Genomic DNA, 15190 nt, shown 5'->3' on the forward strand with positions numbered 1-15190 from the left:
TGCGCAAGATATTAACATGCTTTAATGATCCTGCATGACAATATGATTAAAAATCTTGCAAATTACGTTCCAGCTATGCTGTTTTATAGATAACCTTATCACTTCTAATTCTAAGTCTTGATTTTTTTTATATATCTATCTAATTTTATTGGATAAACAATTTTTTTCCTGGTTTTAACTGAATTGTTTAGAATGGGTTTTGTTTGATCATTCTCGTAAAAATCAAATGGAAAGATGTGCAGTGACATTTATTTTTTCATACAATATGCCCACCTCAATATAGGTGCAGTCCATGAGTAACACACAACCTGATTTCTTAGCCGACGAATTTTTGTTAGATCACTATGTTGGGAAAACACCATTAGTACGTCTACAGCGTTTGGCAAGTCATACTCAAGCAACAGTATTGGCTAAACTGGAAGGGAATAACCCCGCAGGTTCGGTAAAAGATCGTCCAGCATATAACATGATTATGAAAGCTGAACAACGTGGTCAAATCAAGCCAGGCGATACGTTGATCGAAGCGACAAGTGGAAATACAGGGATTGCATTGGCAATGGTGGCTGCCATGCGTGGTTATAAAATGAAGTTAATCATGCCGGGGAATTCAAGTCAGGAACGTAAGGACGCAATGCGTGCTTATGGTGCAGAATTGATTGAAGCACCGAATATGGAAGCTGCACGAGATATGGCTTTACAAATGCAAACTGAAGGTTTGGGTTTGGTTCTCAATCAATTTGGTAATCCTGATAATGTCGAAGCGCATTATCTGACCACCGGTCCCGAAATTTGGCAACAAACAGGCGGCAAAATTACCCATTTCGTGAGTTCTATGGGAACTACAGGCACGATTATGGGTATTTCAAAATATTTAAAAGAACAAAATCCAGAGATTCAAATTATTGGTTTGCAACCTTCTGAAGGTTCAAATATTGCAGGGATTCGTCGTTGGCCTCAAGAATATTTACCGACGATTTTTGATCCAAAGCGTGTTGATCAAATTATGGATATTCCGCAAATTGAAGCGGAAAAAACGGCTCGCCGTTTAGCACGTCAAGAAGGTATTAGCGCAGGAACATCTTCTGGTGGGGCAGTGTGGGCTTCAGTAAAAATTGCAGAAGAAAATCCAGATGCGGTGATTGTATGTATCGTGTGTGATCGTGGTGATCGTTATTTATCTACAGGTTTATTCTCTGTTGAAGATGATGAATAATGGTTTTAAGTCGATCCATGATTTCATGATCACTAGAGAGTAATTGAGTAAGTTATATGCGTCTTCCTGTTTTAGTTTTTGATATTGAAACCCTAACAGATCTCAAATCTGGGGCGCATTTGTATGGATTGGACTTAGCTGAAGATGATTTAGAGCAAGCACTTGCCAAGTTACGCCGTCAAGAATCTGGTATGGATTTTCAACGTTTGGCTTTGCATGAAATTGTCTGCATTTCAGGTTTATGGATTGATGAAAATGGGGCGATGAAGCTCTTTTCATTTAGCCGTGAACATTATACCGAAGCCGAAATTTTACAAAAATTTTTATCTATTTTTGATAAGCGTCATCCGACTTTGGTGAGTTGGAATGGCTCACAGTTTGATTTACCTGTGATTTTATTCCGTTCGATGTATCACGGATTATCTGCACCAAGTTTGTTCGATCAAGGTGAGATTGACACGCAAAAAAGGTATAATAACTACCAGAACCGATACCACAACCGTCATGTTGATTTAATGGATGTGATGGCGATGTTTAATGGGCGTCATTTTCAGAAATTGGATGATGTTGCGCATTTGCTAGGTTATCCCGGCAAACGTGGTATCTCAGGTTATTTTGTCCCTGAATATGTGAAGACCCAGCAATGGCTAAAATTGACCAGTTATTGCGAGGGTGATGTTTTAAATACCTGGTTGATTTATTTGCGTTGGTCCTTGTTAAAAGGACAGATCACTTTGCAAGATCACCGTTTGTGGGTTCAAGCTTCGATTCATTATTTACAAGGACAACCTCAGCAACATGAGTTTTTAAATGTTTGGCGTGAAATGTCACAACTTACTGAATTTACTCAGGCAGATTTTTCCTCCACACCCAATTAGGTATTCCTTTGAAGCATAGAGCCAAACCTCGACCATCTCAACTTCCTCAATATGTTTTTAAAGTTGAACGATTGTCACATGAGGGGCGAGGGATTGCACATTACGGGGCAGAGTTTTCCCACCCAACGGAAAAACAAGGTAAAAAAGTTTTTATTCGCTACGCATTGCCTGGTGAAACCGTTAAAGCTCAAATCACACGTCAGGTTTCAAAACTTGAAGAAGCTGACAGTATTGAATTATTGGGTAAGCCAAACCCTTATCGTATTGAACCCATTTGCCCGCATTTCGGGACTTGTGGTGGATGTAATATGCAACACATTCATCCTGATGAGCAAATTCGCTTAAAACAGGATGTGTTAAAATCCCATCTCAGTCATTTTGCAGGTTTAGAGCCAGCGCAATGGTTGTCACCACTGCGTTCTACACGTGTCGATTATCGTCATAAAGCACGGATTGGTGTACGGTTTTTGCCCAAACAAAATAAATTATTGATGGGCTTTCGGGAAGCTCAAAGCAACCATCTCACTGAAATCCAGACCTGTAAAATCTTAGACCTTCAACTGGATCAAGCCTTACCTGAAATTAAGGCATTACTCGAAAGTCTAAAAGGCAAAAGCAGTATTGGTCATATAGAATTAGCCAAAGGGGATTGTGAAATTTCTTTACTGGTTCGCCATACTGAAAAATTAAAACAGCATGATGTCAACCTATTGCAACAATATGCGTTACAGAAGCAATGGCAGTTGTATTTGCAACCTGCAGGGGTTGAAAGTGTCCATCGGGTCGACGATGTTGATGCAGCGATGTATTTACATTATCGCTTAAATGATTTTGATGTCGATTTTGCGTTTAATCCTACCGATTTTACCCAAGTCAATCCGACAGTAAATCCGCAAATGGTCAAACTGGCATGTGATTTGCTTGAGTTAAAGCAAGGTGAAAAAGTTTTAGATCTTTTTTGTGGATTAGGTAATTTTTCTCTTCCGCTTGCAAAATGTGTGGGTGACACAGGTAAAGTTGTTGCGGTGGAGGGAAGTGAGGCGATGGTGACGCGTGGTACAGAAAACGCACTGAACAATCGTATCAGCAATGTTAAATTCTATTCACAAGATTTAACAAAAGACTTTTCGCATTATTCTTGGGCAAATCAAGGATTTGATGCATTATTGATTGACCCACCTCGTGCGGGAGCTGAGCAGGTTATGCATTATCTCCCTAAATTTGGTGCGAAAAGAATCGTTTATGTATCGTGTAATCCAGCGACTTTAGCGAGGGATGCAGGGATTTTGGTGCAACACGGTTATCAGCTAAAAAAGGCAGGTGTAATGGACATGTTTACACATACTGGACATGTTGAATCCATCGCTTTATTTGAAAAGAAACTAGAGATAAACGATTTATAATGAAATATAGAGTTAGAGGAGTAGGGTATGGTCACAGTACGTGAGCAACTTCCTGATCAGCTCAATGAGCTATCAGAGGAAGCGACTGTAGAGCATGCCGATGAAGCGCAACAAGCTCTAGCAACTTGGCTAGATCGGGTGCGTGGAATTTTAGACGGTGCTGAACTAAAACAGTTAGAAGAAGTTGCACAATTAGTATTACAAAAAGAATTGGCGACCACAGTAAATTCACGAACCAATACCTTTGCTACGGGTATTGGAATGGCAGATATTCTTGCACACTTGCATGTAGATGAAGACACATTGGCAGCAGCAGTACTCTATCGTAGTGTGCGTGAAGATCTCACCACTTTAGAGGAAATTCAGCAGCAGTGTGGGGAGCAAGTTTATAATCTTGTCAAAGGCACTTTGGCAATGGGTAAACTGTCTGAACTGATTGAAAAAAATAAACGTTTAGAAGACCATTTTAATAACAATCAACGTGAGCATTTGACAGGCATTTATAAGATGCTGATTTCTGTCACAGAAGATGTGCGTGTGGTGTTGATTAAATTGGCTGAACGTACTTTTGCGCTTCGTGAATTGGCACATTCTTCTAAAGAGCGCCAAGAGCGTGTCGCACGAGAAATTTTAACCATTTACTCTCCATTGGCACATCGTCTGGGGATTGCTCAGTTAAAGTGGGAATTGGAAGATCTCGCTTTCCGTTATCTGGCACCTGAACGCTATAAAGAAATTGCCTCATTACTGAATGAAAAGCGTTTAGAACGAGAGCAATATATTCAATTCGTGGTAGAAAAACTTAAAAGCGAACTGGCTGACCATGATATTGAAGCTGAAATATCAGGGCGGGTGAAACATATTTACTCAATTTATCGGAAGATGAAGAGTAAAAATCTAAGCTTTGATCAGCTCTATGATATTCGTGCTTTACGGGTGTTGGTCAAATCGGTTGCTGAGTGTTATCACGCCTTGGGCATCGTTCATCAAATTTGGCGTCATATTCCACATCAATTTGATGACTATATTACCAATCCGAAAGCAAATGGTTATCGTTCATTGCATACGGCGGTAATTGCTGAAAACAAATCTTTGGAAATTCAAATTCGTACCAAAGAAATGCATGAAGAAGCGGAACTTGGGGTATGTTCACATTTCAATTATAAAGAAGGTTCTAAAACGACAGATTATTCATTTAATCATCGTCTACATTCTTTACGTGCGGTATTGGAACATTATCAGGAACGTACTGAAACCAGTGCACATCCTAATGAAGATGAAACTGAAGATTTTGAACAAATCCAAGATTTTGAGGGTTTTGAAAAGATCTATGTATTCAGCCGTGATGGAGATATTAAAGAGTTACCCCGTGGCTCTACAGTGCTTGATTTTGCCTATCATGTGCATACAGAAGTCGGTAACAAGTGCTATGCAGCACGGGTAAATCAACGTTATGTACCATTGACTTATACCTTGAAAACGGGAGAACAGGTTGAGATTTTAACAAAAAAAGACCGTGAGCCAAACCGTGATTGGTTGGTCAATTCACTAGGTTATATCAAGACTGCTCGTGCACGAGATAAACTTCGTCATTGGTTTAGACAACAAGATCGTAGTAAGAACTTGGAAGTTGGACGTGAGTTGTTAAATAAAGAGCTTTCACGTTTAGCGATTCATCCAAAAAGTATTGATTTAAGTGATTACTGCAATCACTTCAATGTGAAATCTGGCGATGATATTTTGGTTTCACTGGTCAGTGGTGATATCAGTCTTCATGCGTTGATTAATCAAGTCAACCGCCATATGCATTTGGATCAGGATGAACCAGAACTTGTACTGAAACCTACATTAAATCCACGCGCAAGCCATACGTTGTCTGCACATGGTATTTTAATTGATGGTTTGGATAATGTTGAATTGCACATTGCGCAATGTTGCCAACCTGTTCATGGTGAGTCGATTGCAGGTTATATCACCTTAAATCGTGGTGTAAGTATCCATAAAGTTGCTTGCCCTGATTATATGCGGATGATCAAGTTAGAACCTGATCGTGCAGTCGAAGCGGATTGGGAAATGCAACCAACACGTGGGCAAAGTGTCCAAATCGTTGTAGAAGCCTATGATCGTCGTGGTTTACTCAAAGATTTGACTCAAGTGATTTTCTCTGACCAAATCAATATTCGCCAAGTCAATACGATTTCAGAAGCAGATGGTATTGCGAACATGAAATTATTGATTGAGGTCAAAGGCTTGGCGCAATTGTCTCGCTTGCTCGCTCGTTTGGAGCAACAACCAGGTATTATCAGTGCACGCCGTTTGGTTCAAGGGAACTAAACAGGATCGCATTGATTAGACTCACTCATTGAAGCCATAAAAAAACTCGCTAAAATGCGAGTTTTTTATTTAAAATACCTCATATACTTAAAGATTACATTTTTTTGATTTTTGGTAAATTGAGATATTTTCAACATTGGCTTGAGCATCTGCAAAAAGTTGTGCATCTTTTTGTCCAGCTTCTGATTGATTTGCCACCTTATTGGCAAAACCTCCCGCCTTTGTTGCAACTTCAGAATCCCCACCAAAAGAACTTAAAGCACTACTTGCAAGACTCGCCCATTTACTAATCGTTTTCGTTGCTGCATTACTATTTGAAGAGGTTAATACACGATTTGCATTGGCTTTTTCGACAGCAAGCGCATCACAATCCATGTTTTTAAGCTCAGACGTGCTGATTAGAGCAGCCATTGTGAAAGAAGGTACAATAAGTATAATCATTGTTAGCAATTTTTTTTTCATTGTTTATTCCATATATACATTGGAAATAAAACTATAAATCAAATTCATCAAAAAAATGATTACAAAGCCGTCATGAACCTTAAAACACAAAACTTTTAATGTGAATATGTTATTATTTTTTAAAAGATTATTTCATTCCTTTTGGTGGAGGTACTCTTGTTTTAGGGCTATGAAATTGTTATTCAGTAAAATAAATAATTCACTTTTTACTTAATAATAAATTGGCAAATCGATTCACAATTTGAGGGCTAATCGCAGAAAGTGTAAACATGACCTTGGTCTTTAATCCCACTGGGCGATGTGTTGCTGTGAAAAGTGTACCTTTGGCTTTCACTTGAGCAAATACCTGATCTGCAACATCTTGCGGAGAAAGACTAACACCAATATTTTGAATCGCACCAGAATCCATATCCTTGACCATCGCCGTCTGAACAAAGAGTGGCATGACATCAAGTACACGAATGCCATATTTTTGCCATTCGATATCTAAACCTTCTGTAATGCCACGTACCGCAAATTTACTGGCAGAATAAGAAACTAAATCAGCCTGACCATAGATGGCTGATGCTGAAGAAAGGTTGATGACACGAGCAAATTTAGCTTCTTTAAGGTAGGGAAATGCAGCATGGCAACCATTGAGTACGCCATTCACATTGATATCAATCGTTCTCTGATGTGCTTGAATGTCTGTTTTTTCAAAATCACCTGAATAAAGAATGCCCGCATTATTGACTAAAATATTTAAGCCTTGAGCCCATTCAGAAAATTCTGCTAATGCATTTTGCCATTGTGCATAATCACGAACATCCAATTTTCCAGCTTTGGCGTTATGACCCAATTGATCTGCTAATGCCTGAGCTTGTACTTCATTAATATCATAAATACCAACTTGGTAACCTTGTTGGTAGAATAGACGTGCGATTGCAGCCCCAATGCCTTGTGCTGCTCCACTAATGAATATACTTTGGCTCATTACAACATCCTTCAATTTTATTTTTTAATTGCAAAGAGTTGAACATAAAATATTCGCAACAACAAGCGTTGTACCGTCATTTGTTATTGATCTTAAAGGACATAAAATGGAACAGTTATTAGCCATCATGAAACAGTTACGTACAGAGTGTCCTTGGGATCGTGAACAAACCCCAGAAAGCCTAACTCAATTTGCGATTGAAGAAGCTTATGAAGTCGAAGAGGCTGTGCGTTCTGGAAATATTGATGAGATTAAAAATGAATTGGGGGATTTATTACTCCAAGTCGTTTTTCAGTCACAAATGTACAGTGAACAAGGTGCATTTGATTTTAACGACGTGGTTGATGCAATTTGTCAGAAATTAATTAGACGTCATCCACATGTATTCCAAAAGCAAAAATTTGAAAATTTAACCCCAGAACAAGTATCGTCATTATGGCAAGAAATAAAAAAACAGGAAAAGCAGGGTAAAGTTCAATCCCGATTAGATACGGTAAAACATGGACCAGCGTTGACTCAGGCAGAAAATATTCAAAAAAATGTGGCAAAAGTGGGGTTCGATTTCCCCGATGTTGCGCAAGCTTATGACAAGGTCAGAGAGGAGTTGGCTGAGTTTGAAGAAGCCATGCAAGCGGGAGAGTTTAAAAAAATTATCGAAGAATTTGGTGATTGTTTATTTTCTTTAATCAATGTTGGGCGTAAACTGAATATCTCGAGCGAAATGGCACTTTTAACCACCATTTTTAAATTTAAATCACGCTTTGCTTATATTGAAGAACAAATCAATTCTAAAAACAAAAAAATAGAAGAAGTGACTTTGACTGAAATGGATCAATTATGGGATGAAGCAAAGCAAAAATTACAACATTAGGAACATCATGAGTCGTTTTAAATATGTGATAAATTGTATAGTTAAATTAAATAAATCTGTACTTTTGAGTGGGTTATACCTAGCTTTATTGGGTATGACCGTGATGTCACATGCACAGAAATTTGATCAGGCTTATTTAAAATGGAAAGCTGAGCAACAAGCACAAGATGCTCAGTTAAAAAAAGTAGATGACAATTACTATCTTTCACGCCCCAATATCCAGCCTTCCCAAACTCATTTGGGAAGAAAAGGACAGGCTTCTTCAGCACAGGTTCCATCCGCTTCCAGTCCAAAAATAAACTTGAACAGTGCCAATGTCATGCAATTGCAGCAGTTAAGTGGGGTTGGTGCAAAGAAAGCACAAGCCATTATTGATTATCGAAATCAGTACGGAAAGTTTAAAAATGTGGAAGAGCTAAAGAATGTTAAAGGGATTGGTCCTTCACTTTATGAGAAAAATCGAAGCCAACTTGGATTATGATGCGTAGAACTGAATTCCTAACGTGGATCAAAGCGTCATTGATCTGAAATAAAGTATTGTTAAAAAACATGCAAGCTTAAAATTGAGATCAATCATTTAAGGATCACAATTTCAATGCAAGATTGCGAGAATCAAATTGCCCTTTAGCTGTGTAAGCGATATGATTAGCACAATTATGATTTTTACGTCCTGACGTAGGAGACAGTGTCTTTTGCAAACTTTGCGTGCGTCAAAGTGTGGATTATCCACCGCTCAATTACCTTCTTCCATTTTAGATGTTATTGATTCTTTAACCAAAGCTGGCTATGAGGCTTATATAGTCGGTGGAGGTGTGCGTGATTTAATGCTCGGCTTAAACCCGAAAGACTTCGATGCTGTGACCAATGCAACGCCATCGCAAGTCAAAGAAGTTTTCGGTCGTCGTTGTCGAATTATCGGTCGACGTTTTGAATTGGCACATGTCTATTCTGGTCGTGAATTGATTGAAGTCGCAACATTTCGTGCCCCACCCAAGAAAGCGATCACTTCGGCTCAAGGCATGATTCTGCGTGATAATAACTGGGGAACCATCGAGCAAGATTTTGCACGTCGCGATTTTTCTATCAATGCGATGTATTATCAGCCACGTAAGGGTGAAGTGCTTGATTTTTGTAATGCCATTGATGATATAAAAACCAAAACTTTAAGATTATTGGGTGATCCGACTCTACGTTTTGAAGAAGATCCTGTACGTATGTTACGTACATTGCGTTTTGCGGCAAAATTAAATTTCAGTATCGATCCTAAAATTTTAAAAATTTTTACCCAAGAGATGACTCAGCTCTTGCGTGATGTTTCTCCACACCGTTTATACGATGAATCACAAAAACTATTCACGATGGGACATTTACATCGTGTCATGCCAATGTTGATCGAGTTTGGTATTTGGAAACAATTATTTGCTGATATTAGCCCTGAAATTACTCAATTTATGGAGCGTGCAGCAAAAAATACTGACCAGCGAATTCAAATTGGCAAAACCATCAATCCTGCTTTTTTCTATGCCGTGTTACTTTGGAACAATTTTTTAGCACGTTGTGATTTTTATCAGGCTAAAGGTGTAGTTGCGGCAGAAGCCCGTGCACAAGCAGGTTTGGATGTTTTAAAACGACAAGCGACGCGGACCATTATCCCTCGATTTGCGGAGACGTTTATCCGTGAGGTTTGGGAAATGCAGACACGTCTGTTAAATCCAAAACCGCAACAAATTGAAGCGCTGTCAGGGCATGCGCGTTTCCGTGCTGGATTTGACTTTTTACTGTTAAGAGAAAAGTCTGGTGATTCGACGACCAACGGCATGGGGGCTTGGTGGGAAGCTTACCAAACCATGTCTAGCGATGAAAAAGAGCGTGCAATCAGTAGTTATAATCGCCAACGAGCTAAAAGCCGTAAAAAGTTAGCTGAATCTCCTGTTGTTGAAGAAGTGAAAACTGTTTCAACCGAGATTGAACCGCTAGTCAAAGAACAAGAGTCACGTAGTCGCCGTTCTCGTCAAAAAGCCAATGCTAGCCATACACCATCTGCAGCATCACATGATTTTAAAAGCAGAAATGACAGCAGAGCAGCAGTCAACAAAGGTGAAATTACAGCGGATCACCCGATCACCAAGCGTAGACGTGTACAACGTGATTTGAGCAAAGTGATCTTTGGACCAACGCAATGATGAATAAAACCTATATTGGTTTAGGCAGTAATTTGGGTGATTCAGAACAGATTTTGCGTGAAGCTGTTGAGCAGTTAAAACAATTGGGTGAGGTGAAGGTTTCCAAGCTTTACCACAGCCCACCCATGGGTCCACAAGATCAACCGCATTACCACAATGCAGTTGCCCAATTGTTAACCCATTTAGCGCCATTAGATTTATTAAATGAGTTGCAACGGATTGAAAATGAATCAGGTCGAGTGCGTTTACGCCATTGGGGTGAGCGGACTTTGGATTTAGATCTTTTGCTTTATGCTGAAAAAAACATTATAAATGAGCGACTCACAGTACCACATGTTGGTATTTTGCAGCGTGATTTTGTGGTGATTCCTTTATTAGACTTGGATACTGAGTTAAAGGTAAACGGACAATCATTACAAAACCTAGAACTTGTGCAACATTCAACATTGACTGTTTTGGCTGATCAAGGTTGGGCAGGCTGAACTGTTGGATGTGCTAAAGAACTCTCATTGATAGAGGATATCGTCATGATCAGTCTAAGTGATTTAAGACAATTTAAAACTCAGGGTCGTAAATTTTCATGCTTGACTTGCTACGATGCAAGTATGGCAAAAGGTATGGAAGTTGCCGAAATTGATACTATTTTAATTGGCGATTCTTTAGGGATGACCATTCAAGGGCATGATTCAACCTTGCCTGTTACGGTCGCGGATATGGCATATCATACTGCCGCTGTACGTCGTGCGAATCAGCATGCCTTTATTTTATGTGACCTCCCATTTATGAGTTATGCAACGCTCAATGATGCTTTAGTGAATGCTAAAACTGTCATGCAAGCAGGCGCGCAAATGGTTAAAATTGAGGGTGGTGCTTGGCTTTCAGAAACTGTACAAGTGCTGACACGAAATGGTATTCCGGTATGTGTACACTTAGGTTTAACACCTCAATCGGTACATGTTTTCGGTGGTTATAAACTTCAGGCAAAAACACGTGAAGCTGCAGATCAATTGATTGCAGACTGTAAAGCTGTGGTTGAAGCTGGTGCGGCAATATTACTGCTCGAATGTGTTCCGGCACAAATGGGTAAAGAAATTGCTGAATTATTCCCACATGTCCCTATAATTGGTATTGGTGCTGGTGCTGATACAGATGGTCAGGTATTGGTTGTGCAAGATATGTTGGGTTTGACTTTTGGAAAAGTGGCACGTTTTGTACGCAACTTTATGACAGAGCAAACAGGTGAAACAGCAATTGTAGATGCATTCAAAGCATATCATCTTGCTGTGCAAGACAAATCTTTCCCTTCGAAAGAACATACTTTCCAAGTAGAGCTGTAAAAGATGAAAACAGAAACGACCATTCAAGGATTATCAGCATCACTGAATCCTGCTCGATCAGCGCGTAAAATCATTGGTTTTGTACCAACGATGGGGAATTTACATGAAGGTCATTTAAATCTGGTTCGTGAAGCACGTAAGTTGTGTGATGTGGTGGTAGTTAGTATTTTTGTCAATCCGATCCAATTCGGACCAAATGAAGACTTTGATAACTATCCTCGCACATTAGAGCATGACAGCCACTTATTGGCTGAAGTGGGATGTGATATTGTTTTTGCGCCATCTGTTGAGCAAATGTATGGTAAATATCCACGATTGACCAATATTAGTGTTGGTGAAATTACAGATGATTTATGTGGTTTACAACGTCCAGGTCATTTTGATGGCGTTGCAGTTGTGGTCACCAAGCTATTCAATATTGTACAACCCAATTTTGCATTCTTTGGGCAAAAAGATTATCAACAATTGGCTGTGATTAAACAGTTGGTTCGTGATTTGAATATGCCGATTGAAGTGATTGGTGTACCGATTGCTCGTGCTGAAGATGGTTTAGCTTTAAGTTCTCGTAATGGATATTTATCTGAGCAGGAACGCCAAACAGCTCCTGTTATCTTTAATTCTTTAACAACTGCTGCAGATGATCTACATGCGGGTAAAACACTTGTAAACGTGCTTCAACAGATTCGTCAAAGTCTGACTGATGCAGGATTAGTGGTGGATTATGTTGAAGCACGTAGCCCAACCTTACAAAAAGTTGAACAGTTCGACCAAGATGTTGTATTGTTTGTTGCAGCGAAATTAGGCAAAACCCGTCTGATTGACAATTTACAAGTGAAATATTCTGCATAAACTTTGCTTTTAGGATCGCTATGCCATGAAGCGTATACTTATCGTGACAGGACAATCTGGTTCAGGTAAATCCTCTGCTTTGCAGGTACTGGAAGATTTGGGTTATTACTGTATTGATAATTTGCCTCTGGCATTGCTTCCTGAAATTGTTGAAAAACTTGACCGAGAAAATAATTTAGAATTGTTAGCGCTAGGTGTAGATGTTCGTAGCGCAAAAGAAGATTTACAAGGTTTTGATGATGTTTTTCAACAAATACAAAAACATGGCAGTGTAGATGTTATTTATTTAACGACTCGTGATCAGGAGTTAATTTCACGTTTTAGTGCATCTCGACGTCCTCATCCGCTTTCAAATCGTTTTCAAAGTTTAAATGAATGTATCCAAGAAGAAAAAAATCTATTGTTGCCGATTCAACTGCGGGCAACAGTACATATTGATACCACTGACAAAAGTGTACATGATTTAAAAGATACCTTATTGTCCAAACTGGGACAGTCCGATAAACTAATTTTAATTTTGCAATCTTTTGGATATAAACATGGTATTCCATTAGATGCAGATTTTGTTTTTGATGTAAGGCATTTGCCTAATCCACATTGGGATTTAGAGTTGCGTAAATATTCGGGTTTGGATGAACCTGTGCGTAATTTTTTAGAAGCCAGCGAGCAAGCAAATGAGATGTATCAAGACATCTATCAGTTTTTAAATAAGTGGTTGCCTGCTTTTGCGGAAGGTCATCGTCACTATATTACAGTGTCAATTGGCTGTACGGGCGGTCAACATCGTTCGGTTTATATTGTGGATCGGTTGAAAAAGGCTCTTGAGTCGAAATGGACCATTCAAGTATTACATAGAGAAATGAAGCACTGGTCATGATTGACACAACTGTTGACGTAATTAATAAATTAGGGTTACATGCGCGTGCATCTGGAAAACTCATCGAAGTCACTACCAAATTTAAATGTTCTATTCAAATTGGGAAAGGTGACAAGTTGGTTGATGCCAAGAATATCCTTTCTTTACTTATGCTGGGAGCTGGTAAAGGAACAACCTTGCGTTTAGTGATTGACGGTGTAGATGAAGAAAAAGCTTTGTCTGAAGTTCAAGCACTTTTTGCAGATAAATTTTACGAGGCAGAATAATCGTGGCACGTCGTCCGCAACGTTTTACTGAAGATGATTTTGAGTCTTTAGAAGGGCGTGCAAGTAAAACCGAACAGAAAAAAGCTGTACAGCGTATGGCTGCTTTAGGTGAGCAACTCGCTGAGTTGTCAAAAAAACAAATTCAATCTTTACCTGTTGAAGAGCGCTTAATTGAGGCTTTATTAGATGTGCAGTTGATTACATCTTTTGAAGCGCGCCGTCGTCAATTTCAACGCATTGGAAAGCTTTTACGTAATGAAGATGAAGCTGTAATTTTATCGTATTTAACGCCAAAACAAGGCGTTAAAAAGCTCGCACAGCTTGATCGTTGGGTTGAACGTATGATTGAACAACGTGACCCTGCAATTAAAGAGTTTTGTAAGTCTTATAATGCGGCAGAAGGGCATTCCTTACGTCAGCATGTATTACGTATTCACCGTGATATTACGCGTCAGGCTTCTGCTGAAGAATTAGCAGCTTCAAAACTGAAGTTGTTAAATTACGCTCAACAAGTGGCATTGATTTCAGACAATTCAAAGTAATTGAATTGCTAAAATAGAATAAACGATCCTAAAGGATCGTTTTTTTATGAGAGATGAAATATGACTGATGCTTCGAGGAAAAATCCATTAGGGGGTATTTATATAGCCAATCTGTTGAAAGCTCATACAGTAAAAACAATTTCTCTTGATCAATAAAATTAATGTGATGAATATATTTTTGAATGATTGAAATCAAATCACTTGTATGAAAAACCAGGCGTTTTGTCTATAAAACAAAACCTGAATCTCAGTGCTGAGATTCAGGTTTTATGATCGGGATAATCAACAAGTTACGCCGTCTTATCCCACATATCTTTTATACTTTAGGTGGCATGGTCGGCATTGCACGGTCTGCTTTAAAATCGGGTTGAAATTTCACAACACATTGACCAGCTAAAGTTTTATCACCGATTTTCACTTGAATGGCTTTTCCATCAGTTTGACCAGCACAAGACTTTTGGATTGCATCCCATTGCGCTTTACGCTCTGCGCGTTTTTGCGCAAATTCCTGCTGAATTTGAGCACGCTGTTCATCTGTCATATCTTTCATACGTGGTCCATCGTGACGCATCATACGTCCACGATCTTCTCCATCACGACGGAAATCATGTTTCATTTCTTTCATCGCTTTACGATCAGCTTTGAATACAATATTACATGTTCCATCAATACTTTGTTCACCAGCTTTGACCTGAACAGTTTGACCAATCGCTTTACCGTCACAGGCTTTTTGCATTTGCTGGCGCATCTCTTTATGTTGCGCACGCATTTTTTTCATTTCTTCACGTTGCTCAGGTGACATTTTATGATGTCCGCCATGCATCATTGGACGACCTTCTGGACCGTCTTTGGGACCTGGATTAGATTGACAGGCAGTTAAAGCCCCCATACTTAGAATACTTGCTGACAATAATGTGATTTTTGTGATCATTTTCATTGTTACTACTCCAATGAATGTTCTGTATATTTGTGGATACAGTAAAGATTAAATAATAATGATGT

Annotated in this window: 16 protein-coding genes; 13 read left to right on the forward strand and 3 right to left on the reverse strand. The window is 39.1% G+C overall.

Going from position 1 to position 15190, the window contains the following annotated elements:
• Positions 1-292: 292 nt before the first annotated feature.
• From cysM to ACINWC743_RS03415, 4 genes are read left to right on the forward strand one after another with little or no spacing between them, the layout of a single operon-like run.
• Positions 293-1213, forward strand: a complete 921-nt coding sequence (cysM, locus tag ACINWC743_RS03400; protein WP_004824991.1) for a cysteine synthase CysM — start codon at positions 293-295, stop codon at positions 1211-1213.
• A gap of 56 nt (positions 1214-1269) precedes the next feature.
• The gene (locus tag ACINWC743_RS03405) at positions 1270-2091 is read left to right on the forward strand and encodes a 3'-5' exonuclease (RefSeq protein ID WP_005033866.1); all 822 of its coding nucleotides are present in this window, start codon (positions 1270-1272) and stop codon (positions 2089-2091) included.
• 8 nt (positions 2092-2099) lie between these two features.
• Complete coding sequence (rlmD, locus tag ACINWC743_RS03410; RefSeq protein WP_009584404.1) at positions 2100-3494, forward strand: 23S rRNA (uracil(1939)-C(5))-methyltransferase RlmD; 1395 nt, start codon at positions 2100-2102, stop codon at positions 3492-3494.
• A gap of 27 nt (positions 3495-3521) precedes the next feature.
• Entirely contained in the window at positions 3522-5828 is a 2307-nt protein-coding gene (locus ACINWC743_RS03415; RefSeq protein WP_004824987.1) for a RelA/SpoT family protein, read from the forward strand.
• Between the two features lie 87 nt (positions 5829-5915).
• Here ACINWC743_RS03415 and ACINWC743_RS03420 read toward each other — a convergent pair whose 3' ends face one another.
• Together ACINWC743_RS03420 and ACINWC743_RS03425 are read right to left on the reverse strand one after the other, a co-directional pair.
• Entirely contained in the window at positions 5916-6290 is a 375-nt protein-coding gene (locus ACINWC743_RS03420; RefSeq protein WP_035300171.1) for a hypothetical protein, read from the reverse strand.
• Between the two features lie 199 nt (positions 6291-6489).
• Entirely contained in the window at positions 6490-7263 is a 774-nt protein-coding gene (locus ACINWC743_RS03425) for an SDR family oxidoreductase (RefSeq protein ID WP_009584417.1), read from the reverse strand.
• Positions 7264-7369: 106 nt separating this feature from the next.
• On the opposite strand from ACINWC743_RS03425, the gene mazG reads away from it, so the two are divergent.
• The 9 genes from mazG (at position 7370) to yjgA (ending at position 14188) form a co-directional block, all read left to right on the forward strand.
• Positions 7370-8134 carry a nucleoside triphosphate pyrophosphohydrolase gene (gene mazG, locus ACINWC743_RS03430; RefSeq protein WP_009584412.1) on the forward strand — a complete coding sequence of 255 codons (765 nt, stop codon included), beginning with the start codon at positions 7370-7372 and terminating at the stop codon, positions 8132-8134.
• A gap of 7 nt (positions 8135-8141) precedes the next feature.
• Positions 8142-8615 (forward strand): ComEA family DNA-binding protein, encoded by a 474-nt coding sequence (locus ACINWC743_RS03435; protein WP_009584369.1) that lies wholly within the window; start codon positions 8142-8144, stop codon positions 8613-8615.
• Positions 8616-8826: 211 nt separating this feature from the next.
• Entirely contained in the window at positions 8827-10317 is a 1491-nt protein-coding gene (gene pcnB / locus ACINWC743_RS03440; RefSeq protein ID WP_004824981.1) for a polynucleotide adenylyltransferase PcnB, read from the forward strand.
• On the forward strand, positions 10314-10799 hold the full coding sequence (gene folK / locus ACINWC743_RS03445; RefSeq protein ID WP_009584386.1) for a 2-amino-4-hydroxy-6-hydroxymethyldihydropteridine diphosphokinase: 486 nt from the start codon (positions 10314-10316) through the stop codon (positions 10797-10799). Before pcnB ends, folK begins: the two co-directional genes overlap by 4 nt.
• Before the next feature lie 45 nt (positions 10800-10844).
• Positions 10845-11654, forward strand: a complete 810-nt coding sequence (gene panB / locus ACINWC743_RS03450) for a 3-methyl-2-oxobutanoate hydroxymethyltransferase (RefSeq protein ID WP_009584378.1) — start codon at positions 10845-10847, stop codon at positions 11652-11654.
• A gap of 3 nt (positions 11655-11657) precedes the next feature.
• On the forward strand, positions 11658-12503 hold the full coding sequence (gene panC, locus ACINWC743_RS03455) for a pantoate--beta-alanine ligase (protein ID WP_004824978.1): 846 nt from the start codon (positions 11658-11660) through the stop codon (positions 12501-12503).
• A 25-nt stretch (positions 12504-12528) separates the two neighbouring features.
• Positions 12529-13380, forward strand: a complete 852-nt coding sequence (gene rapZ / locus ACINWC743_RS03460; protein ID WP_009584383.1) for an RNase adapter RapZ — start codon at positions 12529-12531, stop codon at positions 13378-13380.
• Positions 13377-13646, forward strand: a complete 270-nt coding sequence (locus ACINWC743_RS03465) for an HPr family phosphocarrier protein (protein WP_004824976.1) — start codon at positions 13377-13379, stop codon at positions 13644-13646. Before rapZ ends, ACINWC743_RS03465 begins: the two co-directional genes overlap by 4 nt.
• Before the next feature lie 2 nt (positions 13647-13648).
• The gene (gene yjgA, locus ACINWC743_RS03470; RefSeq protein WP_004824975.1) at positions 13649-14188 is read left to right on the forward strand and encodes a ribosome biogenesis factor YjgA; all 540 of its coding nucleotides are present in this window, start codon (positions 13649-13651) and stop codon (positions 14186-14188) included.
• Positions 14189-14504: 316 nt separating this feature from the next.
• Here yjgA and ACINWC743_RS03475 read toward each other — a convergent pair whose 3' ends face one another.
• Positions 14505-15125, reverse strand: a complete 621-nt coding sequence (locus ACINWC743_RS03475) for a hypothetical protein (protein WP_009584408.1) — start codon at positions 15123-15125, stop codon at positions 14505-14507.
• Positions 15126-15190 lie beyond the last annotated feature (65 nt).

The organism is Acinetobacter sp. WC-743, from assembly GCF_000335555.1.
Taxonomy (GTDB): Bacteria; Pseudomonadota; Gammaproteobacteria; order Pseudomonadales; family Moraxellaceae; genus Acinetobacter; species Acinetobacter bereziniae.

What these genes read in the sequence shown, in the direction of transcription:
- cysM (WP_004824991.1), top strand. Translation starts at nt 293, where the DNA reads ATGAGTAACACACAACCTGATTTCTTAGCCGACGAATTTTTGTTAGAT.
- mazG (WP_009584412.1), top strand. Translation starts at nt 7,370, where the DNA reads ATGGAACAGTTATTAGCCATCATGAAACAGTTACGTACAGAGTGTCCT.
- ACINWC743_RS03405 (WP_005033866.1), top strand. Translation starts at nt 1,270, where the DNA reads ATGCGTCTTCCTGTTTTAGTTTTTGATATTGAAACCCTAACAGATCTC.
- ACINWC743_RS03435 (WP_009584369.1), top strand. Translation starts at nt 8,142, where the DNA reads ATGAGTCGTTTTAAATATGTGATAAATTGTATAGTTAAATTAAATAAA.
- ACINWC743_RS03475 (WP_009584408.1), bottom strand. Translation starts at nt 15,125, where the DNA reads ATGAAAATGATCACAAAAATCACATTATTGTCAGCAAGTATTCTAAGT.
- ACINWC743_RS03420 (WP_035300171.1), bottom strand. Translation starts at nt 6,290, where the DNA reads ATGAAAAAAAAATTGCTAACAATGATTATACTTATTGTACCTTCTTTC.
- panB (WP_009584378.1), top strand. Translation starts at nt 10,845, where the DNA reads ATGATCAGTCTAAGTGATTTAAGACAATTTAAAACTCAGGGTCGTAAA.
- ACINWC743_RS03465 (WP_004824976.1), top strand. Translation starts at nt 13,377, where the DNA reads ATGATTGACACAACTGTTGACGTAATTAATAAATTAGGGTTACATGCG.
- rapZ (WP_009584383.1), top strand. Translation starts at nt 12,529, where the DNA reads ATGAAGCGTATACTTATCGTGACAGGACAATCTGGTTCAGGTAAATCC.
- panC (WP_004824978.1), top strand. Translation starts at nt 11,658, where the DNA reads ATGAAAACAGAAACGACCATTCAAGGATTATCAGCATCACTGAATCCT.
- folK (WP_009584386.1), top strand. Translation starts at nt 10,314, where the DNA reads ATGATGAATAAAACCTATATTGGTTTAGGCAGTAATTTGGGTGATTCA.
- ACINWC743_RS03425 (WP_009584417.1), bottom strand. Translation starts at nt 7,263, where the DNA reads ATGAGCCAAAGTATATTCATTAGTGGAGCAGCACAAGGCATTGGGGCT.
- ACINWC743_RS03415 (WP_004824987.1), top strand. Translation starts at nt 3,522, where the DNA reads ATGGTCACAGTACGTGAGCAACTTCCTGATCAGCTCAATGAGCTATCA.